Source organism: Streptomyces venezuelae (assembly GCF_008642335.1).
Lineage (GTDB): Bacteria > Actinomycetota > Actinomycetes > Streptomycetales > Streptomycetaceae > Streptomyces > Streptomyces venezuelae_F.
Window position 1 is genome coordinate 2,473,485 of the sequence record NZ_CP029191.1, and the last position, 24,655, is coordinate 2,498,139.

The 24,655-nt window shown below is 70.4% G+C and carries 23 protein-coding genes and 1 pseudogene; 15 read left to right on the forward strand and 9 right to left on the reverse strand.

What is annotated here, in order from left to right; translation table 11 throughout:
• Positions 1–46 precede the first annotated feature (46 nt).
• Entirely contained in the window at positions 47–802 is a 756-nt protein-coding gene (locus DEJ49_RS11070) for a class F sortase (RefSeq protein ID WP_150183980.1), read from the forward strand.
• Between the two features lie 16 nt (positions 803–818).
• On the opposite strand, the gene DEJ49_RS11075 is transcribed toward DEJ49_RS11070, so the two are convergent.
• The 3 genes from DEJ49_RS11075 to DEJ49_RS11085 form a co-directional block, all read right to left on the reverse strand.
• Positions 819–1,601 (reverse strand): sulfite exporter TauE/SafE family protein, encoded by a 783-nt coding sequence (locus DEJ49_RS11075; protein WP_150183981.1) that lies wholly within the window; start codon positions 1,599–1,601, stop codon positions 819–821.
• A gap of 33 nt (positions 1,602–1,634) precedes the next feature.
• On the reverse strand, positions 1,635–1,826 hold the full coding sequence (locus tag DEJ49_RS11080; RefSeq protein ID WP_150183982.1) for a hypothetical protein: 192 nt from the start codon (positions 1,824–1,826) through the stop codon (positions 1,635–1,637).
• A gap of 64 nt (positions 1,827–1,890) precedes the next feature.
• Positions 1,891–3,285 carry a ferric reductase-like transmembrane domain-containing protein gene (locus DEJ49_RS11085; RefSeq protein WP_150188157.1) on the reverse strand — a complete coding sequence of 465 codons (1,395 nt, stop codon included), beginning with the start codon at positions 3,283–3,285 and terminating at the stop codon, positions 1,891–1,893.
• Between the two features lie 377 nt (positions 3,286–3,662).
• Between DEJ49_RS11085 and DEJ49_RS11090 the strand changes: the two genes are divergently transcribed.
• The 6 genes from DEJ49_RS11090 to DEJ49_RS11115 all read left to right on the forward strand — a co-directional run bounded on the left by DEJ49_RS11090 (position 3,663) and on the right by DEJ49_RS11115 (position 10,294).
• Positions 3,663–4,871, forward strand: a complete 1,209-nt coding sequence (locus tag DEJ49_RS11090) for an NAD(P)/FAD-dependent oxidoreductase (protein ID WP_150188158.1) — start codon at positions 3,663–3,665, stop codon at positions 4,869–4,871.
• A gap of 1 nt (position 4,872) precedes the next feature.
• Positions 4,873–7,434: a nitrite reductase large subunit NirB gene (gene nirB, locus DEJ49_RS11095; RefSeq protein ID WP_150183983.1), complete on the forward strand. Its 2,562-nt coding sequence runs from the start codon at positions 4,873–4,875 to the stop codon at positions 7,432–7,434.
• The gene (nirD, locus tag DEJ49_RS11100; RefSeq protein ID WP_150183984.1) at positions 7,431–7,772 is read left to right on the forward strand and encodes a nitrite reductase small subunit NirD; all 342 of its coding nucleotides are present in this window, start codon (positions 7,431–7,433) and stop codon (positions 7,770–7,772) included. Before nirB ends, nirD begins: the two co-directional genes overlap by 4 nt.
• A 57-nt stretch (positions 7,773–7,829) precedes the next feature.
• Positions 7,830–8,414: a TetR/AcrR family transcriptional regulator gene (locus DEJ49_RS11105; protein WP_150183985.1), complete on the forward strand. Its 585-nt coding sequence runs from the start codon at positions 7,830–7,832 to the stop codon at positions 8,412–8,414.
• Between the two features lie 80 nt (positions 8,415–8,494).
• On the forward strand, positions 8,495–9,274 hold the full coding sequence (locus DEJ49_RS11110) for an SDR family NAD(P)-dependent oxidoreductase (RefSeq protein ID WP_150183986.1): 780 nt from the start codon (positions 8,495–8,497) through the stop codon (positions 9,272–9,274).
• A gap of 90 nt (positions 9,275–9,364) precedes the next feature.
• On the forward strand, positions 9,365–10,294 hold the full coding sequence (locus DEJ49_RS11115; protein WP_150183987.1) for an oxidoreductase: 930 nt from the start codon (positions 9,365–9,367) through the stop codon (positions 10,292–10,294).
• A gap of 14 nt (positions 10,295–10,308) precedes the next feature.
• On the opposite strand, the gene DEJ49_RS11120 is transcribed toward DEJ49_RS11115, so the two are convergent.
• Together DEJ49_RS11120 and DEJ49_RS11125 are read right to left on the reverse strand one after the other, a co-directional pair.
• On the reverse strand, positions 10,309–10,746 hold the full coding sequence (locus tag DEJ49_RS11120) for a group III truncated hemoglobin (protein ID WP_223832794.1): 438 nt from the start codon (positions 10,744–10,746) through the stop codon (positions 10,309–10,311).
• 109 nt (positions 10,747–10,855) lie between these two features.
• Positions 10,856–11,431, reverse strand: coding sequence for a hypothetical protein (locus DEJ49_RS11125; RefSeq protein WP_150183989.1), 576 nt, complete (start codon positions 11,429–11,431; stop codon positions 10,856–10,858).
• A 205-nt stretch (positions 11,432–11,636) separates the two neighbouring features.
• On the opposite strand from DEJ49_RS11125, the gene DEJ49_RS11130 reads away from it, so the two are divergent.
• From DEJ49_RS11130 to ppdK, 4 genes are all read left to right on the forward strand, one after another.
• Positions 11,637–12,902 (forward strand): ABC transporter substrate-binding protein, encoded by a 1,266-nt coding sequence (locus DEJ49_RS11130; RefSeq protein WP_190329319.1) that lies wholly within the window; start codon positions 11,637–11,639, stop codon positions 12,900–12,902.
• Positions 12,899–13,858, forward strand: a complete 960-nt coding sequence (locus DEJ49_RS11135; protein WP_150183990.1) for a carbohydrate ABC transporter permease — start codon at positions 12,899–12,901, stop codon at positions 13,856–13,858. Before DEJ49_RS11130 ends, DEJ49_RS11135 begins: the two co-directional genes overlap by 4 nt.
• Positions 13,859–13,863: 5 nt before the next feature.
• A complete protein-coding gene (locus DEJ49_RS11140; protein ID WP_150183991.1) occupies positions 13,864–14,754 on the forward strand; it encodes a carbohydrate ABC transporter permease in 891 nt (296 codons plus the stop codon).
• Between the two features lie 387 nt (positions 14,755–15,141).
• Positions 15,142–17,877 carry a pyruvate, phosphate dikinase gene (gene ppdK / locus DEJ49_RS11145; protein WP_150183992.1) on the forward strand — a complete coding sequence of 912 codons (2,736 nt, stop codon included), beginning with the start codon at positions 15,142–15,144 and terminating at the stop codon, positions 17,875–17,877.
• Positions 17,878–18,109: 232 nt separating this feature from the next.
• Here the strand turns inward: ppdK and DEJ49_RS11150 are convergent, their stop codons facing one another.
• Together DEJ49_RS11150 and DEJ49_RS11155 are read right to left on the reverse strand one after the other, a co-directional pair.
• Complete coding sequence (locus tag DEJ49_RS11150) at positions 18,110–18,463, reverse strand: hypothetical protein (protein WP_150183993.1); 354 nt, start codon at positions 18,461–18,463, stop codon at positions 18,110–18,112.
• Between the two features lie 241 nt (positions 18,464–18,704).
• A complete protein-coding gene (locus tag DEJ49_RS11155; RefSeq protein ID WP_150183994.1) occupies positions 18,705–19,802 on the reverse strand; it encodes a DUF1152 domain-containing protein in 1,098 nt (365 codons plus the stop codon).
• 84 nt (positions 19,803–19,886) lie between these two features.
• Between DEJ49_RS11155 and DEJ49_RS11160 the strand changes: the two genes are divergently transcribed.
• Together DEJ49_RS11160 and DEJ49_RS11165 are read left to right on the forward strand one after the other, a co-directional pair.
• Positions 19,887–20,627 carry a GntR family transcriptional regulator gene (locus DEJ49_RS11160; RefSeq protein WP_150183995.1) on the forward strand — a complete coding sequence of 247 codons (741 nt, stop codon included), beginning with the start codon at positions 19,887–19,889 and terminating at the stop codon, positions 20,625–20,627.
• A gap of 168 nt (positions 20,628–20,795) precedes the next feature.
• Positions 20,796–21,230, forward strand: coding sequence for an ATP-binding protein (locus DEJ49_RS11165; protein WP_150183996.1), 435 nt, complete (start codon positions 20,796–20,798; stop codon positions 21,228–21,230).
• Positions 21,231–21,342: 112 nt separating this feature from the next.
• On the opposite strand, the gene DEJ49_RS11170 is transcribed toward DEJ49_RS11165, so the two are convergent.
• Positions 21,343–21,648: a hypothetical protein gene (locus DEJ49_RS11170; protein ID WP_150183997.1), complete on the reverse strand. Its 306-nt coding sequence runs from the start codon at positions 21,646–21,648 to the stop codon at positions 21,343–21,345.
• A gap of 262 nt (positions 21,649–21,910) precedes the next feature.
• Here DEJ49_RS11170 and DEJ49_RS11175 point away from each other — a divergent pair.
• Positions 21,911–22,114: pseudogene (locus DEJ49_RS11175) on the forward strand (YdcF family protein); the annotation flags it as partial.
• Positions 22,115–22,200: 86 nt separating this feature from the next.
• On the opposite strand, the gene DEJ49_RS11180 reads toward DEJ49_RS11175, so the two are convergent.
• Complete coding sequence (locus tag DEJ49_RS11180; RefSeq protein ID WP_190329591.1) at positions 22,201–23,046, reverse strand: DUF4394 domain-containing protein; 846 nt, start codon at positions 23,044–23,046, stop codon at positions 22,201–22,203.
• Between the two features lie 298 nt (positions 23,047–23,344).
• Here DEJ49_RS11180 and DEJ49_RS11185 point away from each other — a divergent pair, with 298 nt between their 5' ends.
• Positions 23,345–24,622: a PucR family transcriptional regulator gene (locus tag DEJ49_RS11185; protein ID WP_190329320.1), complete on the forward strand. Its 1,278-nt coding sequence runs from the start codon at positions 23,345–23,347 to the stop codon at positions 24,620–24,622.
• Positions 24,623–24,655: the final 33 nt, after the last annotated feature.

The following is a 24,655-nucleotide window of genomic DNA, read 5'->3' on the forward strand; positions in this document are numbered from 1 at the left end:
GAGGGGGACGAGGGGACCGGCCCGCCCGACCCGAGGAGGTCGTCGTATGCGCCGCACGCGAACCGGTACGCGACTCCGCACGCGCCTGCGTACGCGCCTCCGCGCACGGTCGCGTACGCGGTCCGGCGTCGGCCGCAGAGCAGGCAACGCCGTCATAGGCACGGTCAGCGCGGTGGCGCTGTGCTCCGGGGCGTGGCTGCTCAGCAGCGGATCCGCGTCGCACCCACCGCCCCAGCCGTCCGCCGCACAAGCCGCGCAGACCGACCAGAGCGACCAGAGCGACCAGAGCGCCCGGACCGCGCGAGCCACGGCCCCTTCGACGGGCGAGCACGGCACGGCTCCCCTCCCCCCGTCCCCGCCCGACCGCGTGCGGATCCCCGCCATCGGCGTCGACACGCCCCTGATGGGCCTCGGCCTGACCCGGCAGGGCAGCCTCGACGTGCCGCCGCCGGAGCGCAAGAACCTCGCGGGCTGGTACGAGGCCGGCACCACGCCCGGCGAGCGCGGCACCGCCATCGTGGCGGGCCACGTCGACAACAAGGAGGGGCCCGCCGTCTTCTACGAGCTGGGCGCGCTGCAGAAGGGCCGCACGATCGAGGTCGAGCGCAGGGACGGCAGTGTCGCCGTCTTCACGGTCCACGCGAACGAGGTGTACGACGCGGCGGACTTCCCCGACGAGAAGGTGTACGGCGCCGCGTCACGCCCGGAACTGCGGGTCATCACGTGCGGCGGCAAGTACTCGAAGCAGACGGGTTACCAGGGCAACGTCGTGGTCTTCGCGCACCTCACCGCGGTCCGCTGACGCCCCGCGGCGGCCGTCAGGCCAGCCACTGCTCGTACGCCATCTTCACCACGAGCCCGAGGACGGTCGTCAGGAGCACGACGCGGACGAACCCGCTGCCCTTCTTCAGCGCCGTGTGCGCGCCGAACATGCCGCCCGCCAGGTTGAAGACGGCCATGAGACCGGCCAGCTGCCACAGGACCGCGCCCTGCCAGGCGAACATCGCGAGGGCACCCGCGTTGGTGCAGCAGTTCACGATCTTCGCGGTCGCCGAGGCCGAGACGAGGTCGAGGTGGAGCACGGCGGTCAGGGCGAGGACGAGGAACGTGCCGGTGCCGGGCCCGATGAGCCCGTCGTAGAAGCCGATGCCGAGGCCCGCGAGGCCGATCGCGGCGAGGATCCGCTTCGGGGAGGCGGGGCCGGTGGCGGGCGCCGTGCCGAACGCCGGCTTGAGGATCACGAAGGCGGCGACGGCGAGCAGCACCACCATGATCACGGGCTTGAGCACGTCGGTGCTCATCCCGGCGGCGAAGAACGCGCCGCCCATCGAACCGGCGAGCGCGGCGAGGCCGATGCGGACCGCTGTCGGCACGTCGACGGGTGTCTTCCTGACGTACGTCACCGCGGCGCCCGTCGTTCCGACGATCGCGACGGCCTTGTTCGTGCCGAGGGCGTGCGCGGCCGGGGTGCCGCCGGGCAGGCCGAGCAGCAGGGCGGGAAGCAGCAGCAGTCCCCCGCCGCCGACCACGGCGTCGATCCAGCCGGCCGCGAGAGCGGCGAGACAGAGGACGACGACCGTGGTCAGGGATATGTCAGGCATGATCGCGACCTTATCCCGCAGTCGGGGGCCGTCTCAGGGTGCGGCCTGAGGTGCGGGGGCGTCTGCCGAGGGGCGGTCGGGGGCCGGGGGCGCCGCCGGGTCGACCGTGACGGCGAGGACCGCGGCGACGAGCGCGCTCGCCCCGGCGAGGCCCGCGGCGAGCTTCCTGCGGGCCTGCAGGGTGGGTCCCTGGGCGGGGGCGACGGGTCTGCGGTGGCGTCCCATGACCTGCTTTCTCGAACGCTCGGGGTGACTGGGGTGCTCGGAGTGACCGAGGTGAAGGGCGCTCTCAGAACGTGAAGCACTCCGCGTGGATGCGGTCCTCCGGCACGCCCGCCCGTACGAGCGCCGTGGTCGCCGCGGCCGCCATGCCGGGCGGGCCGCACAGGTACACGTCGTGGTCGGCGAGGTCGGGGATCAGGTTGCGCAGGGCCTGCGGGGCCAGTGGGTCGAAGGACGCGTCGGAGCGGCCGAGCAGATAGTGCAGCCCCGCCTGCCGCCTCCGCGCGATGGCCTCCAGCTCCTCCTTGAGGACGAGCTGTTCGGCGTCGGCCGCGCGGTAGAGCAGGGTGAGGTCGCCGGGGCCGCCGGGCAGCGTCTCGAAGAGCGCCCGCATGGGGGTGATGCCGACGCCGCCCGCGAGGAGCAGCACTTTGCGCCGGGTGCGCCGGTGCGCGGTGAGCGCGCCGAACGGGCCGGTGGCGAGGACGCGGGTGCCGGGCCTGAGGCGCCGGATGCGGCGGGTGTGGTCGCCGGCCGCCTTGACGGTGATGCGCAGGGTGTCGTCGCGGACGGGCGCGGAGAGCGAGAAGGGCAGCGCGGTGTGCCAGAGCCTGCGCCGCAGGAACCGCCAGCGGAAGAACTGGCCGGGTTCGGCGCGCAGCGCGTCGACGCCGATGCCCTGCACGACGACGGAGACGACACCGGGTCCTTCATCGTGTACGCCGATGACGCGCAGGCTGTGCCGAAGCGCCTGCCGTACGGGTACGACGACGCGGTACCAGACGAGGAGCACGGCGACCGTGGCGTGCAGCAGCGACCAGAGCCCGAGGGAGAGGACGCCGCCCGCGATGTCGGGCCCGGCGAGCTGGTGGGCGAAGGCGAGGGCGGCGCCGAGGTAGGTCAGCAGGTGCACGGCGCGCCAGGTCTCGTGCCGGACGCGGCGGCGCAGGGCGCGGGCGGAGGTGACACCGACGGCGGCGAGGAGGGCGGTGCCGATGGTGGCGGCGGCGAGCCCCGGGTAGCCGAGCAGGTCGAGGGCGGCGTGCAGGAGGTCGGTGTCGGCGTGGGCGGCGTATCCGCAGAGGGCGAGGACGGCGTGGGCGGCGCAGAGGCTCAGCACGTACCGGCCGCCGAGTGCGTGGGTCCGCGCGAGCCGGTCGGCGCCCACGCCGTGCTCGACGGCGGGGACGCGGGCCATCAGGAAGAGCATGACGAGGATGCCGTATCCGGCGAGCAGTCCCGTCAGGTGCGCCCCGGTGGCGAAGAGGACGTCGAGCCGTGCGGACGGCTCCGCCTGCACGGCCCACATCGCGGTGACGCCGAGGGCGCCGTCGACGATGCCGGTGTGCAGGGTGCGGGGTGAGATGCGGAGGGGCGGGGCGGGGGTGACGCGGGGCGCCTCCCGGGTCCTTCGGGTCCGGCGCCGCCCGGCCCCGGGCACGCGCGGCGCCTCCTCGGGCATCGGCGGAATGCCCTGGTCCAGCGGGGCGTCCAGCTGGCGCAGGTACGCGGCGAAGGCCGGGTACGCGTCGAGTCGGGGGTCGGCTGCGTCGGTGGTCACGGCGGCACACTAGGCGCGGTGAGGGCCCGGAATCCGCTGGTCAGCGGCGGTCGACGGTTCTTTAAGGCAGCCTTGAGGATCGGCTCAACGGCGGTTAAGCAACGGGCCCTCACAGGCGTTCCCCGCCCCCGCTGAGGGCAGCGTTCCGCCAGGGAAACAGGAGCGATCCTGCCGGGTAACACCGGCACCGCAGGCTTCACGGCATGACCTCCTCAGCGCGGCCGACAGCCGCCGGCACCGCCCCCGGCACCGCCCCCGGCGCCGCACCGGGCGACGGTGTGGTGGTGATCGGCGCGGGCCTCGCGGGCGCCCGCGTGGCGCAGCGCCTCGGCGCGGACACCGTCCTGATCGGCGAGGAGAGCCACGCCCCGTACAACCGCGTCCTGCTCGCCGAGGTCCTCGCGGGCCGGTACGGGCCCGACGTGATCGCCCTGCCGACCCCGCAGGGCATGGTGCTGCGCACCCGCGCGGTCCGCGTCGACCGTGTCGGGCGGCGCGTGCACTGCGCGGACGGCAGCGTCGTCCCGTACGGAACCCTCGTCCTCGCCACCGGCTCGAACCCCGTCCTGCCGCCGCTGCGCGGCCTGTTCGCGCCCGGTGCCCGTGAACTCCCCTGCGGGGTGCACGCGTTCCGGACCATGGACGACTGCCTCGCCCTGTCGGCGGCGGTCGCGCCGGGCGTCCGGGCCGTCGTCATCGGCGGCGGCCTCCTCGGCGTCTCTGCGGCCCGCGCCCTGGCGGTGCGGGGCGCCCAGGTCGTCCTGACCCAGCAGGCCGAGCGGCTCATGGAGCGGCAGCTCGACCCGGCCTCGTCGGAGCTGGTGCGGCGGCACCTCACGGACCTGGGCGTGGAGGTGCACACCGAGTGCCGGGTGCGCGGCGTCCGCGTCACCGACGGGACCGTGCGCCACGTCGAACTCGCCGACGGGTATCTGCTGGACACCGATGTGACCGTCCTCGCCTGCGGTGTGCGGCCCCGCACCGGTCTCGCCGAGGCAGCCGGGCTCGACGTGCGCCGAGGCGTCGTCGTGGACGACCTGCTGCGGACGTCGGACCCGCACATCCGGGCCGTCGGGGACTGCGCGGAGCACGCGGGCCGTGTGTACGGCCTGGCGACGCCCGCCGTCGAGCAGGCCGACACGCTCGCCGCGGCGCTGGGGCACACACCCACCGACGGAACCGCCCCGCGCCCCTACACCGGCACCCGCACCCTCACCCGCCTCACCCTGCCGGGCCCGGGCCCGCTGGACCTCGCGGCCTTCGGGGACCCGGAGCCGCGCCCCGACGACGACGTCGTGCAGCTGGCCGACGCCACGCGCGGCACGTACCGCAGGGTCGTCGTCCGCGACGGCCGCCTCGTCGGCGGCGTGCTGCTCGGCGAGCTCACCGCGGTCGGCGCGCTCGCCCGCGCCTGGGAGGCCGACGACCCGCTGCCCGACGACGACAGCCCCCTGCTCCACCTGCTCACCTCTGACGGAGGCCGCTGACATGCCAACGCCCGCACAGACCCCGCTCCCCCGCCCCACCCTCGTGCTCGTCGGCCACGGCATGGTCGGCCAGCGCTTCCTCGAAGCCGCCGCCGCGCAGGGCCTCACGTCGACCCACCGCATCGTGGTGCTGTGCGAGGAGCCGCGTCCGGCCTACGACCGCGTGCAGCTCACCTCGTACTTCTCGGGCCGCACCCCCGACGAACTCTCCCTCACCGACCGCGGGTTCCTCGACGAGCACGGCATCGAGCTGTACGTCGGCGACGCGGCGGAGAGCTTCGATCGCGAGGCGAGGACGGTCACCGCGCGCTCGGGCGCCGTGTTCGCGTACGACAAGCTCGTGCTCGCCACCGGCTCCTACCCGTTCGTGCCGCCGGTGCCCGGCAAGGACGCGACGGGCTGTTTCGTCTACCGCACCATCGAGGACCTGCTGGCCATCGAGGAGTACGCGAAGCGGCACGCGACGACCGGCGCGGTCGTCGGCGGCGGGCTGCTCGGCCTGGAGGCGGCGGGTGCGCTGCAGGGCCTCGGACTCGCCACGCACATCGTGGAGTTCGCGCCCCGGCTGATGCCCGTGCAGGTCGACGAGGGCGGTGGCGCGGCGCTCCTGCGGACCATCACGGGCATGGGCCTGACCGTGCACACCGGCACCGGCACGCAGGAGATCGTGACCGGCGACGACGGCGCCGTGACGGGCATGAGGCTGTCCGACGGGAGTGAACTCGCCACGGATCTCGTGGTGTTCTCGGCGGGCGTGCGGCCGCGTGATCAGCTGGCCCGCGACCACGGTCTGACGGTCGGCGAGCGCGGCGGCATCACGGTCGACGAGCGGTGCCGCACCAGCGATCCGGACGTGTACGCGATCGGCGAGTGCGCGCTGGCGGCGGACGGCCGCGTCTACGGCCTGGTCGCGCCGGGCTACGAGATGGCGCAGACCGCGGCCGCCGACATCGCCGACCGGGAGGCGAGCTTCACCGGCGCCGACCTCTCCACCAAGCTGAAGCTCCTCGGCGTCGACGTCGCGTCGTTCGGCGACGCGCACGGCGCGGCGGAGGGCTGCCTCGACGTCGTCTACACGGACTCGCGCTCGGGCACGTACAAGAAGCTGGTGATGTCGCCCGACGGTGAGCTCCTCGGCGGCATCCTCGTCGGCGACGCCGAGCAGTACGGGGTGCTGCGGCCGCTCACCGGGACCGTGCCGCCGGTGCCCGCCGAACAGCTGGTGCTGCCCGCAGGCGCGGGCGCCCCGGTCGCGCTCGGCCCGGAGGCGCTGCCCGGCTCGGCGGTGATCTGCAACTGTCACAACGTCACCAAGGACGCGATCTGCGCCTGCTCCAGTCTGCCCGAGGTGAAGAAGTGCACCAAGGCCGGTACGGGCTGCGGCAGTTGCCTCAAGGTGATCGGGCAGCTGCTGCCGAAGAGCGGTGACGACGGGCTGTGCGGGTGTTTCGCGCAGACCCGCCAGGAGCTGTACGAGATCGTGCGCGCCCTGCGCGTCACCTCGTTCCGCGAGCTGCTCGACGGGCACGGCCGTGAGGAGGCGCGGGGCGGTGAGGGCTGCGACGAGTGCAAGCCGGCGGTCGGCTCGATCATCGCGTCGCTCGCGCCGTCGATCGGAGCGCAGGGGTACGTCCTGGACGGCGAGCAGGCCGCGCTGCAGGACACCAACGACCATTTCCTCGCCAACCTCCAGAAGAACGGCTCCTATTCGGTGGTGCCCCGCATCCCCGGCGGCGAGATCACACCCGAGAAGCTGATCGTCATCGGTGAGGTGGCACGGGACTTCGGGCTCTACACGAAGATCACCGGCGGCCAGCGCATCGATCTGTTCGGCGCGCGCGTCGAGCAACTGCCCATGATCTGGACGCGCCTGGTGGACGCGGGCTTCGAGTCCGGGCACGCGTACGGCAAGGCGCTGCGCACCGTGAAGTCCTGCGTCGGGCAGACCTGGTGCCGCTACGGCGTGCAGGACTCCGTGCGCATGGCCATCGACCTGGAGCTGCGCTACCGGGGCCTGCGCGCCCCGCACAAGCTGAAGTCGGCGGTGTCCGGGTGCGCCCGCGAGTGCGCGGAGGCCCAGTCCAAGGACTTCGGCGTCATCGCCACGGCGAGCGGCTGGAACCTGTACGTCGGCGGGAACGGCGGCGCGACCCCGCGCCACGCGGACCTGCTCGCGCAGGACCTCGGCGACGCCGAACTGGTGCGTCTCATCGACCGGTTCCTCATGTTCTACATCCGCACCGCGGACCGCCTCGAGCGCACCGCCGCCTGGCTCGACCGGATCGACGGCGGCCTCGACCACGTCCGCGACGTCGTCGTCCACGACTCGCTGGGCATCTGCGACGAGCTGGAGTCACTGATGGCCGCGCACGTCACGCACTACCGCGACGAGTGGGCCGAGACGCTGGACGACCCGGAGCGGCTCGCGCGCTTCGTCTCCTTCGTGAACGCGCCGGGTGTGCCGGACCCCACGGTCGGCTTCGTCCCGGAGCGCGACCAGATCAAGCCCGACCTCCCCCTTCTGTCCATCGGCACCCGCCCCCTGGAAGGAGCCACGCGATGAGCGGCTCGACCTCCGTCAGCATCCAACTCCGTCACGAAGAAGACTGGTTGGAGATCTGCGACCGTACGCAGCTCGTGCCGGGCCGGGGCCTCGCGGCCCTGTTGCCCGACGGCCGGCAGGCCGCGCTCTTCCTCGACCGCGAGGGCCGCGCGTACGCGATCGACAACCGCGACCCGTTCACGGGCGCCGCGGTCCTCTCCCGTGGTCTGCTCGGGACGGAACGGGGGCGGCCGTTCGTCGCCTCGCCGCTCCTGAAGCAGCGGTTCGACCTGGAGACGGGGCGGTGCCTGGACGACGAGGAGGTGTCGGTGGCGGTGCACCCGGTACGGGTTGCTTGACCGCTCGTTCCAGAAACTCCTTGACCGGTCGTTCCAGAAAGACGTAGCGTTCCCCTCGTGGCCAGGACCAAGGAATTCGATCCGGACGCCGCGCTGCAGTCGGCCCTGGAGCTGTTCTGGCGGCGCGGCTACGAGGCGACGTCGATGGCGGACCTCGTGGAGGCGCTCGGCATCGGGCGCGCGAGCATCTACGCGACCTTCGGGAACAAGCACGAGCTGTACCTGAAGGCGCTGGAGCGGTACGCGACGCACCAGAACCCGCGCCTGCTCGACGAGCTCTCCCAGCCGGGCCCGGCCCTGCCCGCCGTCCGTGCGCTGCTGCGCCGCTTCGGAACCGAGGCGTCCACCGGCGAAGGGCGCCTGAACGGCTGCTTCATCACGAACACGGCGGCCGAGCTCGGCCCGCACGACGAGTCCGCCGCCCGCCGCGTCGAGCGCAGCTGGGAGCACCTGGAGACGCTGCTGCACTCCGCGCTGGTCCGGGCGCGGGCACAGGGCGAGCTGCCCGAGGGCCGCGATCCGCTGACGCTCGCCCGCATGCTGCTCGTCGTCATGCAGGGCCTGCGCGTGGTCGGCAAGGCGTCCAAGGACCCGGCGCGGGTGCGGGACGCGGTGGAGCAGGCGCTGGCCCTGCTCGACTGACGACCGCTTTCTTCACCTCCTGCGCAACCCTCTTTCATTTGCCCTCATACTGAACCGATCGGTCAAGAAAAGAGTCCGTCATGACTGCTCACGCCCCTCGCACCCGCTTCGCCGGCCGCACCGCCCTCGTCACCGGCGGCGGTTCGGGCCTCGGCCGTGCCATCGCGCTCGCCTTCGCCGCCGAGGGCGCGAACGTCGTCGTCGCCGGACGCACCGAAAGCACCCTGAAGGAGACCGTGGACCTCGTCGAGGCCGCGGGCGGCAAGGCGCTCGCCGTCACCGCCGACGTCTCCCGCTCCGCGGACCTCGCCTCGCTCGTCGCCGCCACCGTCGACCGCTTCGGCTCCCTCGACGTCGCCGTGAACAACGCGGGTGTCCTGCGCGCCGGACAGCCGGTCGCCGACCTGCCCGAGGAGGACTGGCGCACGATGCTCGACATCAACGTCACCGGCGTACTCCTCGCGCTCCAGGCCGAGGTGAGGCAGATGCGGACGCAGCCCGCGGGCGGCGCCGTCGTCAACATCGCCTCGAACCTCGGCGCGCACACCAGCGTGCCGGGCCTGGCCGCCTACGGGGCGACGAAGGCCGCTGTCTCCGCGCTGAGCCGCGCGGCCGCCGCCGAGCACATCCGGGACGGCGTCCGCATCAACACCGTCAGCCCCGGCTCCTCCGACACCACCATGTCGTTCCGCCCCGGCGAGACCGAGGCCGAGCGGGCGGCCCGCATGAAGGAGTCGACGCCGCTGGGCCGCGTGTCGTCGACGGCGGAGGTCGCCGCGGCGGTGCTGTACCTGGCGTCCGACGAGTCCGGCTCGGTGGTCGGCGCCGATCTGGTGATCGACGGCGGCGCCGCGGCCTGACCGGCGGCCCTCTGCCGTAGGCTCCCTCACTCGACTTACCGTTGAGTAAGCAACGGTAAGTCGAGAAGCCGACGACGAGGGAGCACTGCCATGGCGGCGTGGACCGCGCACGACATCCCGGACCAGAGCGGCCGCACCGCCGTGGTCACCGGCGCCAACAGCGGCATCGGCTACGTCACGGCGCGCGAACTCGCCCGCCGCGGCGCCCGCGTCGTCCTCGCCTGCCGCAGCGAGGAGCGCGGGGGCGCGGCGGTCGGGCGGCTGCTCAGTGAGGTCCCGGGCGCCCACGCCGAGTTCCGCGCCCTCGACCTCGGGGACCTCGCGTCCGTACGGCGGTTCGTGGAGGCGTACGACAGCGCGCGTCTCGACCTGCTCGTCAACAACGCGGGCGTGATGGCACTCCCCTACCGCCGCACCACCGACGGCTTCGAGACGCAGTTCGGCGTCAACCACCTCGGGCACTACGCCCTCACCGGGCTCCTGCTCCCCCGCCTCATGGAGACCCCCGGCGCGCGCGTCGTCACCGTCTCCTCCGGCCTGCACGCGCTCGCCAACATCGACATCGGCGACCTCAACAGCGAGCGCACATACCGCCGTTGGGTCGCCTACGGCCGCTCCAAGACGGCCAACCTCCTCTTCACCCACGAGCTGGCCCGCCGCCTGGCCGCGACCGGCGCCGACACCGTCGCGGCCGCCGCCCACCCGGGCTACGCCTCGACGAACCTGCAGAGCGCGGGCCCGAAGATGGAGGGCCGCAGGGGCGCGGAACGCTTCGCGGCGCTCGCCAACCGTCTCGTCGCGCAGCCCGCGACGGCCGGTGCGCTGCCCACGCTGTACGCGGCGACGGCGCCCGGCGTGCGGCCCGACGCGTTCATCGGCCCGGGTCCCCTCGGGTGGCGCGGGTCGCCCACGCGGTCCTGGCGGGCGACGTGGACGCGGAACGACGTGGCCGGCGAGCGGTTGTGGGCGGCGTCCGAGGGGCTGACGGGCGTGCGGTACGAAGGGCTGAAGAGCACCTGAGCCCCCGGGGGGCCTCAGGCCGCCCTGCGGAGATCCAGCGCCGCCAGCGGAATGAATCCGGGGCCTTCGCCCGCGGTCGACGCGTCCTTGCCGTGGAGGCGGCGCAGCATCGCGACCGCGATCCGCTCGCCCTGCGCCTTCGCGCGGTCCGCGTTCGGCCCCTGGTGCCGCCCGTCGATCGTGGCGTGCCACAGCTGCACCCAGCGGCCGAAGTGCTCGGCGGTCAGCGGGCGGGCGGAGTGCAGCTCGACGTGCGGCGCGAACGCGTTGCGGCGGTACTCGGCGGAGCGGAGGAGCGCGCGCTCCCAGAAGTCGGTGATGCGCGGCATGTGCACGTCGAGGTCGGTGCCGGCGATCTCCGTGAAGAAGGGGCCGATCAGCGGGTCGGCGAAGGCCGCGGTGTAGAAGCGGCGGAGGAGCACGTTGAGATCGGCGCGGGTCGTGATGTCCACACCTACGACTGTGACACGGGCTGCGCGTGTCGTGTCCACGGACGACAGGTTGTCCATGTCTCCACGGTCCGCCGCCCCACCCGGCCGCTCCCAGGGCCGAAGGTCCCGCTCAGTGCAGGTCGGACGCCTCGAAGACGCCGCGCGCCGTCGTGTCGTCGGCGCGCTCGGTGAGCCTCCGCAGCTCGGTGTGGCCGGTCCGCAGCAGGCCGGACTCCAGCGCGGAGCGGGCCCCCGTGTCGAGGCGGTGCAGGAGCAGCGGGTTGTCTACGAGGATCTGCGGGTCGAGCTCGACGCGGTTGCCCAGCGAGTCGCAGAGGACGAGCCGCGCGGCGACGCCCTCGCTGTGGCGCACGGCGGTGAGCAGACAGGTGCAGACGTGCCTGCGGCGGCCGAGGCCCCGCACGGCCAGCCAGCCGGGGCCCGCCGTCACCCGCACCGGGTGCAGCACCACGTACAGGAGTACGGAGAGCGGCGCCCAGAGGCAGGCGGCGCGGAGGAGGCCGAGCGTGCCGTTGGCCCAGTCGATGAGGAGGACGAGCCCGAAGAGCGCGAACGCGCAGAAGACGCCGGAGCGTACGTCGTGCGCCCAGCCGCGGTCCGAGACGGTCGCGTACGGCGTCCCGGATCCGTACGGCTCCCCAGGCCCGACCCGTACGACGCCCTGTCTCGTCCTGTTGTGTCCCATGTGCGGCACCATAGAACGTTTGCGCGGTCCCGGGGTCGTCCTTGACGTGGTGCATACACACGATGGGTCCTCCTTTACGGAGTACTGACAGATGTGGGAAGCCCCGGCGGGCCGACACTCGGCCGCAACACCCCTGTCGTAATCCCTCTGCATGGTTGATCGTTGGGCCCGGCACACACCTACGTCACGCAGGGGGACGACCAGCATGGCCATCAGCCGCAGGACACTTCTCGGGACGGGTGCGACGGGCGCCGCCCTCGGGCTGCTCACCGCGTGCGGGTCCAACACAGGGCGCGACGGCGGCGGCTCGGGCGGCAAGGGCCCGCGGCTCGCGCAGTGGTACCACCAGTACGGCGAGCCGGGCACCGAGCAGGCCGTGAAGCGGTACGCGGCCGCGTACAAGAAGGCGGACGTCGCCGTCCAGTGGCGCCCCGGCAACTACGACGAGCAGACCGCGGCCGCGCTCCTCACCGACTCGGGCCCCGACGTGTTCGAGGTCAACGGCCCGTCCCTGGACCAGATCCGCGAGGGCCAGGTCGTCGACCTCACCGAGCTGTTCGACGGCGTGAAGGACGACTTCAACCCGGTGGTCCTCGCCCCCAAGACGTACGACGGGAAGATCTGGGCGATCCCTCAGGTCGTCGACATGCACCTGCTCTACTACCGCAAGAGCCTCCTCGACGACGCGGGTGTCCGGCCGCCGGAGAGCCTGGACGAGCTGGTCGACGCGGCGAAGGCGCTGACCACGAAGGACGTGAAGGGCCTCTTCCTCGGCAACGACGGCGGAGCGGGCGCCCTCGGCGTCACGCCCCTGTACGCGGCGGGGCTCTCCTCCGTCACCGAGGACGGCGAGGTCGGCTTTGACGACCCGGCGGCCGCCCGCACCCTCGGCAAGCTGCGTCAACTGTACGCCGACAAGTCGCTGTTGCTCGGCGCGCCCGCCGACTGGTCGGACCCGTCGGCGTTCGTGCAGGAGCTGACCGCCATGCAGTGGTGCGGCCTGTGGGCACTGCCCGCCGTGAAGAAGGAGCTGGGCGACGACTTCGGCGTCCTTGCGCTGCCCGCCGACGGCCCCGACGGGAAGCCGTCGCTGCCCGTGGGGTCGTACGGCGCGGCGGTGAGCGCCCGCAGCGACCACAAGACGGAGGCGAAGGACTTCCTCAAGTGGCTGTGGATCGACAGGACCGCGTACCAGGAGGACTTCGCGCTCTCGTACGGCTTCCACATCCCCGCCAGGCTCTCCCTCGCCAAGAAGGCCGACAAGCTGAAGGAGGGCGCTGCGGCGGACGCGGTGCGCTACTCCACCGAGTACGGCTACTCCGAGCCGCTCCTCTGGACCCCGGCGAGCCGCACCGCCTACCAGGACGCGCTGAGCCGGATCATCAAGTCCGGCGCGAATCCTGCGAGCGAGCTCAAGTCCGTCGTGCGCAAGGTGCGGGCGGAGCTGGACCGGGTCAAGAAGAAGTCGTGACCCGCGCTCCCCTCGGCGACCGGCTCCCCGGCACCCGGCCACGCAGCAGCCGTCTCCTCGGCACCCAGAACCGCACCCTCTGGTTCTGGATCTTCGTCGGCCCGTTCGCGCTCGGCCTGATCCTCTTCACGTACGTACCGCTCGCCTGGAGCGTGTACCTCAGCTTCTTCGACGCCCACAACACCGTCTCGCCCGACGACTTCATCGGCTTCGACAACTACGCGTCGATGCTGCGGAACGACGCGTTCACCGACAGCCTCGTCACCTTCGCGGTGTTCTCGGCGTTCATCGTCCCCACGACCTTCGTACTGTCGCTCGCGCTCGCCCTCATGGTGAACCGCCTGCGCCGCGCCCAGGCGTTCTTCCGCTCGGTCTTCTTCCTCCCGGCGGCGTGCAGTTACGTCGTGGCAGCGATGATCTGGAAGCTGTCGATCTTCAACGGGGTGCGGTTCGGGCTCGCCAACACGGTCCTCGGCTGGTTCGGCGTCGACCAGACGGCGTGGCTCTCGACGACGGATCCGCCCTGGTACTGGCTGGTCATCGTCACCGTACGGCTCTGGCTCCAGGCCGGCTTCTACATGATCCTGTTCCTCGCGGGCCTGCAGCGCATCTCCCCCACCCTCTACGAGGCGGCGGCGGTGGACGGCGCCCGGCCCGGCTGGCAGGTCCTGCGCCACATCACGCTCCCCCAGCTGCGCGCGACCTCCGTCGCCGTCACGCTGCTGCTCGTCATCAACGCCTTCCAGGCCTTCGACGAGTTCTACAACCTGCTCTCGACGTCCAGCGGCTACCCGCCCCACGCCCGCCCGCCGCTCGTCTACCTCTACTACACGGCGCTCGGCCGCGAACAGAACCTCGGCCTCGGCAGCGCGGGCGCCGTGCTCCTCGCACTGATCATCGCGGTGGTGACGATCGGCCAGGCGCGCTGGTTCGGCCTGGGCGGGAAGGAGGACTGACCGACATGACCGCACCCGTGAAACGTCGACGTCCCGCGACGGCACCCCGCACCAGATCCACGGACGACGCCCTGGTCAGAGCGGGCCGTGCCCTGCGCGTCGTCCTCCTCATCGCCCTGGCGCTCCTCTTCCTGATCCCCTTCTACCTTCTGGTACGCAACGGCCTGGCGTCCGAGGACGACATCACGTCCCCCGACTGGACGTTCTTCCCGGCCACGCTGCACTGGTCGAACATCTCCGAGCTCTTCGACGACCCGACGGTCCCGATGGCGCGGGCCCTGCTCAACTCCTCGCTGATCGCGATCGCGACCACACTCGGCACCCTGCTCCTCGCCTCCCTCGCGGGCTACGGCCTGGCCCGCATCCCCTACCGCTACGCCGACCACGTCTTCTACGCCATCCTCGGCACGATGATGGTCCCGGCGGCCGTCACCTTCGTCCCGAGCTTCGTCCTGGTCTCGTCCCTCGGCTGGGTCTCGACCCTGCGCGGCCTGATCGTCCCCACCCTCTTCTCGGCCTTCGCGTGCTTCATCTTCCGCCAGTACTTCCTGGGCTTCCCGCGGGAGCTGGAGGACGCGGCGCGGGTCGACGGCCTGGGCCACTGGCGTACGTACTGGCGCGTCGTCGTCCCGAACTCCCGCCCCGTCTTCGCCGCGGTCGGCACGATCGTGTTCATCGGCGCGTGGAACTCCTTCCTGTGGCCCCTGGTCATCGGCCAGGACCGCGAGGCGTGGACGGTCCAGGTCGCCCTGGCCACGTTCACGACGTCCCAGGTCATCCGCCTGCACGTGCTGTTCATAGCGGCGGCGGTGTCGATCGTGCCGCTGCTGGTGGTCTTCCTGTTCTTCCAGCGGTGGATCGTGGCGGGGGTGGAGAGGTCGGGGATCGACGACTGAGACCGGGGTCCGGATGCTGACATCCGGCCGCCGCGAACAGCGTGATTCTCGCCACCCTTGATAGGTCTTGCGCTCAGATGAGCGACTTCCGGGCGGCTGCACTTCTCCAAGGGGTGGCACTCAGTGCCACCGCTCGATCATTCATGAGGTGTACTCACATCTGAGTTCAGCCCGCTCATCTGAGCGTTTAGTGGGTTCTGAGCGGGGTGCGCGTTCAAAGCTTGAACGGACGATCGGGATCTCGGCTACCGCTCAGTCACTTTCGATCTAGCGGCGGACGGGTGGTTACGGCCGCATGACGCACAAGTGGACGTACCCAGGTGCCTTCGATCTGGGTATGTTCCTCGCCGTCAGGGCAGCCACCGAGCTCTCGAGGAGTCGAGACCCGTGTCGGAAAACAAAGATCCCCACGTAGCTCACACGAGCGAGAGCGTGAAGTTCGTCTACGACTTCACCGAGGGCAACAAGGACCTCAAGGACCTTCTCGGCGGGAAGGGCGCGAACCTCGCCGAGATGACCAATCTCGGGCTGCCCGTCCCTCCGGGCTTCACGATCACCACCGAGGCCTGCAAGACGTACCTCGACAGCGGCGAGGAGCCCGTCGAGCTGCGGGACGAGGTGAGTGCGCACCTCGACGCCCTCGAGAAGAAGATGGGCAAGAAGCTCGGCCAGTCCGACGACCCGCTGCTCGTCTCGGTCCGCTCCGGCGCGAAGTTCTCGATGCCCGGCATGATGGACACGGTCCTGAACATCGGCCTCTCCGACAAGTCGGTGACGGGCCTCGCCAAGCAGTCCGGCGACGACCGCTTCGCGTGGGACTCCTACCGCCGGCTCATCCAGATGTTCGGCAAGACCGTCCTCGGCGTCGACGGCGAACTCTTCGAGGACGCCCTGGAGAAGGCCAAGGAGACCAAGAAGGTCGCGGTCGACACCGACCTCGAGGCCGCCGACCTGAAGAAGCTGGTCACGAAGTTCAAGAAGATCGTCAAGACGGAGGCCGGGCGGGACTTCCCGCAGGACCCGCGCGAGCAGATGGACCTCGCGATCCGTTCGGTCTTCGAGTCGTGGAACACCGACCGCGCCAAGCTCTACCGCCGCCAGGAGCGCATCCCCGGCGACCTCGGCACGGCCGTCAACATCTGCTCGATGGTCTTCGGCAACCTCGGCCCCGACTCCGGCACGGGCGTCGCGTTCACCCGCGACCCGGCCTCGGGCCACCAGGGCGTGTACGGCGACTACCTGCAGAACGCGCAGGGCGAGGACGTCGTCGCGGGCATCCGCAACACGGTCCCGCTCGCCGATCTGGAGCAGATCGACAAGAAGTCGTACGACCAGCTCATGCAGATCATGGAGACCCTCGAGACGCACTACAAGGACCTGTGCGACATCGAGTTCACCATTGAGCGCGGCCAGCTGTGGATGCTGCAGACCCGCGTCGGCAAGCGCACCGCCGGCGCCGCGTTCCGCATCGCCACGCAGCTCGTGGACCAGGGCCTGATCGACGAGGCCGAGGCGCTGCAGCGCGTCAACGGCGCCCAGCTCGCGCAGCTCATGTTCCCCCGCTTCGACGAGAGCGCGTCGGTCGAGCAGCTGGGCCGCGGCATCGCCGCGTCACCCGGTGCCGCGGTCGGCAAGGCCGTCTTCGACTCGTACACCGCGATCAAGTGGTCGCGTTCGGGCGAGAAGGTCATCCTGATCCGCCGCGAGACCAACCCCGACGACCTCGACGGCATGATCGCGGCCGAGGGCATCCTGACCTCGCGCGGCGGCAAGACCTCGCACGCCGCCGTCGTGGCGCGCGGCATGGGCAAGACCTGTGTGTGCGGCGCGGAGGACCTGGAGGTCGACACGAAGCGCCGCCGGATGACGGTGGGCGAGACCGTCGTCGAGGAGGGCGACGTCGTCTCCATCGACGGCTCGACGGGCAAGGTCTACCTGGGCGAGGTGCCCGTGGTCCCCTCCCCCGTCGTGGAGTACTTCGAGGGCCGCATGCACGCGGGCGCCGACGACGCGGACGAGCTGGTCGCGGCGGTGCACCGGATCATGGCGTACGCGGACCGGGTACGTCGCCTGCGCGTCCGCGCCAACGCGGACAACGCGGAGGACGCGCTCCGCGCCCGCCGCTTCGGCGCCCAGGGCATCGGCCTGTGCCGCACCGAGCACATGTTCCTCGGTGAGCGCCGCGAGATGGTGGAGCGGCTGATCCTCGCGGACGCGGACGGCGAGCGCGAGGACGCCCTGAAGGAACTCCTCCCGCTCCAGAAGCGGGACTTCGTGGAGCTCTTCGAGGCGATGGACGGCCTCCCGGTCACGGTCCGCCTCCTCGACCCGCCGCTGCACGAGTTCCTCCCCGACATCACGGAGCTCTCGGTCCGCGTCGCGCTCGCCGAGTCCCGCAAGGACGCCAACGAGAACGACCTGCGCCTGCTCCAGGCCGTCCACCGCCTGCACGAGCAGAACCCGATGCTGGGGCTTCGGGGTGTGCGGTTGGGGTTGGTCATCCCTGGTCTCTTCACCATGCAGGTCCGTGCGATCGCCGAGGCCGCGGCCGAGCGCAAGACCGCCAAGGGCGACCCGCGCGCGGAGATCATGATTCCGCTCGTCGGCACGGTGCAGGAGCTGGAGATCGTCCGCGAGGAGGCCGAGCAGGTCATCGCGGAGGTCGTCGAGACGACCGGCGTCGACCTGAAGCTGGCGCTCGGCACGATGATCGAACTCCCGCGCGCCGCGCTCACCGCGGACCAGATCGCGGAGGCGGCCGAGTTCTTCTCCTTCGGCACGAACGACCTCACCCAGACGGTCTGGGGCTTCTCCCGCGACGACGTGGAGGCCTCGTTCTTCACGGCGTACCTGGAGAAGGGCATCTTCGGGGTCTCCCCGTTCGAGACGATCGACAAGGACGGCGTCGGCAAGCTGGTCCGCGACGCGGTGGCGGCGGGCCGGGCCACCCGCCCCGACCTCAAGCTCGGCGTCTGCGGCGAGCACGGCGGCGACCCGGAGTCCGTCCACTTCTTCCACGAGGTGGGCCTGGACTACGTCTCCTGCTCCCCGTTCCGCATCCCGGTGGCCCGCCTGGAGGCCGGCCGCGCCGCGTCCCACTCCACGGGCAGCGACCACCGGTAACCCCACCGGTAACCAGACCCCGGGACCGCCGCCGTGTCCCCGACCCTCAGTACCGATGCGGCGGCGGTCCCGGTTCGCGATGAAGAGGCGGCGCCCTGTGCGGGGGCGCCGCTTCTTCCTTTGGGGGTGCCTCATGTGATCGACCACCGCCTGGTGGGACATCAGGTTGGGAAGCTGCGGTCACTCCGGGCGGGTGAGGCTGCTGACCTGGGCGTCCACCTGGCATCGGATCTCATGACCCTTGGTCGCCTTCACCGTGGTTCCCCGCGGTTCCCCGCTCCCTCTGGTGCGCTTGTGGTGCGTCGGTCGCGTCCCGGCCCGGTGTCGTCGACTCGTCGGCTCCGCCGTACAGATCAGCGCGGAGACGATCCTTGGCCGCTTCCAGGCGCGGGCTGTAGTCAGGCATGAAAATCTCACTCAGCGTCTTGTCCAGTGTTCCGGAGATTGCATAGATCGGAGACCAGACGGCTCGGTCGTGCACGATCCCCTCAAGGTCGTCAGACCGGAACAAGACTTGGTAGAGCCAGTCCGACAACACGAAGGCTTGATCGCGGGTGAGTCTGAGGGTGATCTCTTCATCGTCCACGGTGTCAACTTACTCGCCTCGACCGGTGGTGCCGCCGTCCCCAGCTTCAGTGGTGACCAACACGCTGTCTGCGCCTACTGCCGGTGGGGAACCGCCCAGGGCGGCCCGACAGGCTTCCTCCCAGCTCGGCTTTGAGCTAGTTCACCTGCCCGGCTGCAGCTTTGTGCCGCGTCTCCAGAACAGCCCGCATCGACGGCATCCGCCACCCCACGACATCTCGCCCCGCAACATGCGTCGTAACTCAGGCGCCAGGTGAGATGCGCCAGAGAGGCGCTTCGTACTGGTTCGGTCGGTGGCTGATGAGCAACTTCCGGAGAGTTTGCCGTTGTTTGCCGACGATACCGAGAGCTTCGGTGATTCTGCGGAAGGTTGTGTGTGTGATGCCGCGGTGGCGGGCTTCTTCCTGGAACTCGTCGAGGCAGTGGAGCGTGCGGGTGGGGTCGGGCTTCCGGTTCGGCTGGCTGTTGAGCCAGTTCGCCTTGTTGCGTTCGTAGTCGATTTCCGAGTATCCGCAGATCGCTCGGCTGCGCTGCTCCGCCTGGCCGAGGGTTTCCGTTGGGAGGAGGGCGCGAGCCAACTCGTTCCGTTGCAACGCCTGGTGTAGGTCCGCTTCATGGAGGCCGGGGCTCTGGTCGGTCAGTGGGACCGGTAGGCCCGCGTCTCTTACTTCACACAGGCCGCGGGCTCCTCGGGCTGTGGCGGCCAGCATGCCCGTGGCCTCGGAGGGGTGCCATTCCAGTACTGCGCTGATCGGTTCGATGTGGTCCGCCGTGAGCGTCAGGATCGGTGGGCCCATGCGGTCGGCCAGGTCAACGGCCGGGATCTCGCCGTCCAGTCCCGGACCGGCAATCAATAGCCTTATAGAGCGGTCGAGTTGGTAACACGACGCCAAGGTGAGGGCATCTGCGAGGGGGCTTCGGAGTGTGGGCTCGTCACCTTTGGCGAGGATGTCGCCGCCGACGTCCAGGAGGTCGATGGACTTGGGGCGCAGGTGACGGACGAGTGCGTCGAGTTGGTGCGTGATGCCCGCGGCACCGTGCCGCGGGTCGAGCAGAGCAAAGGTGTGCGGGAGTTCGCTCGCCAACCGGGGGAGCGTGGAACCTGCCGGCGCGATGGGCCTCGCAGACGCCGGGACCGTCCACACGCCTCGCGTGAGAGGGGCCAACCCCGTGAAGCTGTCCGGCCCTCGCGGCCCTGGTAGTGGGTCGACGAGCAGTCGGTCCCACGCGTACGTGAGGATCACCGCTGGTTCTCCGCTGCCCCCGTAGAGGGCCGCGTCCAGTACTGCGGCGGCGACGGCGTCGCCCCCTCCTCCGGCTGCCACGATCAGGCGCGTCATCCACGTCAGCGTAGGGGGTTCCGGTGCCGGCCACTCATCTTATAGTGGCCACTGGCCATAGCCACTTAGGGAACGGGAGACCCGATGCCGCAGATCGAAGAGGCCCAGCCCAAGTACCTGCAGATCGCGCACCACATCCGCGATCAGATCCTCCGGGGCGACTTGAAGGCCGGCGACGAGGTTCCGTCCGAACGCCAACTCGCCGTCGACTGGGCGGTGTCACGTCCGACGGCGGCGCGTTCGCTGGAGGTGTTGAGCCAGCAAGGGCTGGTCGAGAAACGGCAGGGATCGGGGACTTACGTGCGCGGCTTGGCCGTCAACCGTCGAGCCAGGGAGCTCTACGGGCGCGCGAGGCAGACCGGCAAGATCTACACGCCGGGTGAGTATGCGGTGATCACCTCAGCTGGGCGGCTGGAGGCGCCTGCCTATGTGGCCGAGGCGCTGAGACTGGCGCCCGGCGCCCATGCCGTTCATCGTCGCCGGGTGACCAAGGATGCGTCCGGTCCGATCGCGATCTCCACCTCGTGGTTCAGTGACGACGTGAGCGAGTGCGCACCCAAGCTCCTTGATCCTGAGCGGATCGAGGAAGGCACGCTCATGTACGTCGAGAGCATGACGCGCCGTCAAGGGAGCTACGCAGAGGATCGAATGTGCGCTCGGCTGGCGACGGAGGGCGAAGTCAGGGAACTCGAACTCGACTCCGGTTCAGCTGTCTTGGTTGTCCATCACGTGGTCTATGACGTGCGGGATCGCCCCTTGGAGTTCGCCGAGGCCACCTATCCGCCGGGCCGTTGGGCGTTCGAGCAGGGGTACCCGATCGGTTAGAGAGTCGCGCCATTCGACGGGAACCGCTTGTGACCGCTAGTGGCCAATGCTACTATCCACTAAGTGGCTAAGTCCACTTCATCGGATGGCGTCGCAGTGAGGCCGGTGGCAGCGGTTCGTCCGCCGCTGTCTCGGCCGCGGGGGCGCCGATAGGGAGTAGTGGTGCTGATGGCAGCGGATCCGCGTGGTGGACTGGACGAGGGCTCCCTGCTCGGGGGTGTGACTCTCCGGCCCGTGCCTGAGTCCGTGCCCCGGGCGCGGCGGGAGTTCCGGGTGTTCACCGCTTCGTACAACCTGGCGTGCTCGATCGACGACTGCGTCCTGATGCTCTCGGAGCTGGTGACGAACGCCGTCCTTCACGGGCGGGCGGAGGAGTCCTGGAGAGTGCGCGTCGAATGGTGGCGGGCGGGGGAATCCCTGCGGGTCGACGTGCACAACCCGGGGCTTCCGGCCGGCGTTCGGCGACGCGACCCTGACGCGGATGATGCGCATGGGCGGGGGCTGCTGCTGGTCGATGCGCTGTCCGACGACTGGAGCGCAGGCCCCAGCCGCTTCGGTGGCACGGTTGTTTCCTTCAGGTTCGATGCGGCCTGGAAGCCGTGACGCGATCGGCACCGACGTGCGACGTACCGCGAACGGGGCAAGGGGGCGCCTGCTGAGTGACGACGGTTCAGCCACGTCCAAGCTGGTGAGCCGGTCCGGCTTCAGTGAAGGACTAGTAGCGGAAGCTCGCTTGCGCCCCTCTCACGTGGATCAGGAAGTCAACGATCGGCTCGCCGCCCCCGGTCGGCACCAAGGACAGGTGCAGGCCGTCCACGGCTCTCATGGCCTGTTCAACCCGAGGCGGGTCGGGCTCCTCTGCCTCTATCGACTGTGTCCACTCTTCAAGGATGGGGCGAACTTCGTCCCACGCTGGCGTTCCAATGAAGTGGCAGCGGAACCACGGCTGGTCAATCTCATCGAGCGTGAGTGTTCCGAGCAGTGTGTCCGCCTGCTTGAGCTGCCAGGATCGATCGGCCATATGTCCCCCCACAGGCGCACGTGCGATGCGTCCGAGCACTAGTGTGCCAACACTTCTGGCCGCGTCACCTCCTGTTTCTGCGCAGTGACGCGAGCGTCAAGGTCGGCAGTGAGGGGCCAGTAGCGCGCCGGCAACGGTGATGAGGGAGATCAACGCGTGAGTGACAACCACAAGACCATCACCGAAGAGCATAGGCATCGGGCGAAATCGATCTGGGACCACCACCAGATGCACCACGAGGCCCGCCCCGTCGATGTCGCGATCGGAGCCTCTGGAATTCGACGACTACCTCAAGAGCATCGGCGACGACAAGCTGGTGGTGGACATGCTTGTCGGCGATCTCCAGCGCGTGATCGAGTATCCGAAGCTCGGGTTCGCCATCGAGCAGGAGGTCCCGGAGGACGTGCATGCCGCGTACGAATCCCTCATCCGTGATGGCTTCACCAGCCGACTCATCGTGTCCTGAACGGGCCACGGCAGCGATCAGCGGTGGGGCCAGCCGCGGCCCGGGAGTGGCCGGGCCGCGGCGAGCAAGTGGTCTGTGGGAGGGGCCTAGCTGCCGGTGAGGGTGATGGCCAGGTCTGTGATGTTTAGGGGGAACCTGGATTTGAGGGCGTCGGAGACGAGTGTGGCCTCGCCGGTGAAGAGGTTGACGCTGTAGAGGGAGGGCCTGGTGGCGCCGGAGGCGGTGAGCGTGGCGAAGGCGGTGTTGCTGACCGTCTTGCCGCCCGACGGACTGCTGAAGATGTCCAGGCCCGCGTTGGTCTGCGCGTCGATGCCGAGGCTGCCGGTCGGCGCCAGCGTGCCGTTGTTGGCCGGCGACTGGATGACGACCTGGTCGCCTGCCGTGTTGATGTCGAACAGCGTGGTCCCGGTGGCACCGTTGAGGTCGTTGTTCGTGTAGGCGGCGGCGGAGACGCCCTTGGTCGTGCCCTCGGTCGGCGGGGTCGTGAGGTTCAGGTCCTGGACGGTCGTGTGGTCGTTGAGGTTGTGCCGGAGGTTCTGGCCGGTGTCGCTGATCACGCGCAGCCGGTCTGCGGCGGGGTTGAAGTCGACGCCGAAGTTCGTCCCGTGCAGCGCGTACTGGAGCTGGGACACCTTGGTGATCTCGACGTCCGGGGTGGCCGGCGGGGTCTTGATCGTGTAGATGCCGCCCTTGTCGCCGACGCCGTACATCAGGCCGTTCTGCACCCGGAAGTCGATGCCGATCAGAGCGGTGTCGCCATTGAGGCCGACGATGTCCCTGACCCAGTCGAGCACGTTCGGCCGGTCGGTGGTGAACGTGGCCATCTGGGTGCCGTCACCCGTGATCCCGAACGCGCGGAGGCTGGGAACGGCGGCGGGAGCGGCCGAGCCGCTGCCGGGCGCACTCAGCATGAGTGCTGTCGACGTGACCATGACGGCTGCCGCCGCCGCGATTCTCTTTCTCGTTCCTGCTTTCATCGGTGTTTCCCTCCCGATTGAGCAATCACCATTGAGTGGCGCGCAGATGCGAGATTTACGGACCGATGCCAATTAAGGCCGGTCCGCAGCGCCCCCCACAAGGAGAACTGGCGATGGGCATGCCTCGATCAAGGGATTTTGCGCACTGTGACAAAGCGCCCCAGACGTGGTCGTCTCCGATGTGCGCAGAGTGATGAATGCCGTCTGGATTTCCCCTGTGGGCTTCTCCGACCGGAATGGCATGCTCGCGCCCATGGGCAGCCTTTTCGCCGAGTTGGCCCGGCAGGCTTCGGCCAACGCGCGCCGGGAGGTCGAGGCGTACGCGCGTGAGATCGCGGAGTTCGGGTTCCTGGACACGAACTCCCGGGCGCGGGGCGAGACGCTGGAGCACGCGCTGTGGTTGCGACGCCGTACGGTCGAACTCTCCCCTGACAACGCCGAACTGAGCGATGACGGCCTCGGCTACATCGCGGCGATCGGCGAGTCGCGGGCCGCGGCGGGGATGTCGCTGGACGCGCGGCAACGGGTCCTGCGACTGCACACCTCGCTCATGCTGCGCGAGATCAACGAAGCGACCGAGGCGCAGCGCGGCGCCGGAGTCGGAGTCGGCGAACTCATGCGGATGATGCACTGGTTCGCCCCTCAGGGAGAACGCGGTATCCGTGCCTACAGTCAGGGCTTCGCGGCGGCGCTGCGACACCGTCTGCCGTACGTCGAGCAGGCTGCCCTGCTGGCCAGGTCGCTGCTCAAAGGGGACCCCATAGCGGCGGAACTCGCCTCGGCCCTGGGCATGGAACTGCCCGAACGCTGCGCGGTGGCGGTGATCCGGGTGCCGGACCGGCCCGTCGGCGATCGTGACCTGGAGAGCGAGATCGAGGCGCTGGTGAAGACCCACCGGGCGCCGGTCACGTGGTGGCCGGGGAAGGGCAGCGGGGGCAGCAGGGGCAGCCGGAGTGGCGAGCTGATCGCCGTGATTCCCTTGCGCCCCGCCGCACCCCCGGCGCCCCCGGCGGCTCCAGCGCCCCCGGCGCCTCCGGCGGCTCCAGCGCCCCCGGGGGCCAGTGACCCGGTATCCGATCTCGTACGCGACTTCGCCCAGGCCCTGGGCCGCCCCTGCGCCGCCGGCACCGCCACCTCATCGCTGTCCGAGATCGCCGACGCCCTCGACCTGGCCCGGCGGATCAGCAGGGCGGCGCCGCTGCGACCGGCGTCCGCCCGGCTGCGGCCGTACACCATGTCGGACGTGTTCGTGGAACTCGCCGTGGCCGACACGCCGTCCGTCGACGCGTGGCTCCGCGCCGTGGGCCGGCGTCTGCAGCCCGGTCCGGACCTCGTCGTCACGCTTGACGCGTACTACCGCCACGACATGCACCGCGGCGCCACGGCGGCAGCTCTCAACGTCCACCCCCGCACCCTGGACTATCGCCTCCGCCGGGTGCGGGAACTCACCGGCATCAATCCCGGCTCGACGCGCGGCGTGCGCATTTTCAGCTCGGTCATTACGCGGCGCCTGTCGGAAGCGTGGCACTGAACCCTGTTCCAGAGTTCAAGAAGGAAGACTTTC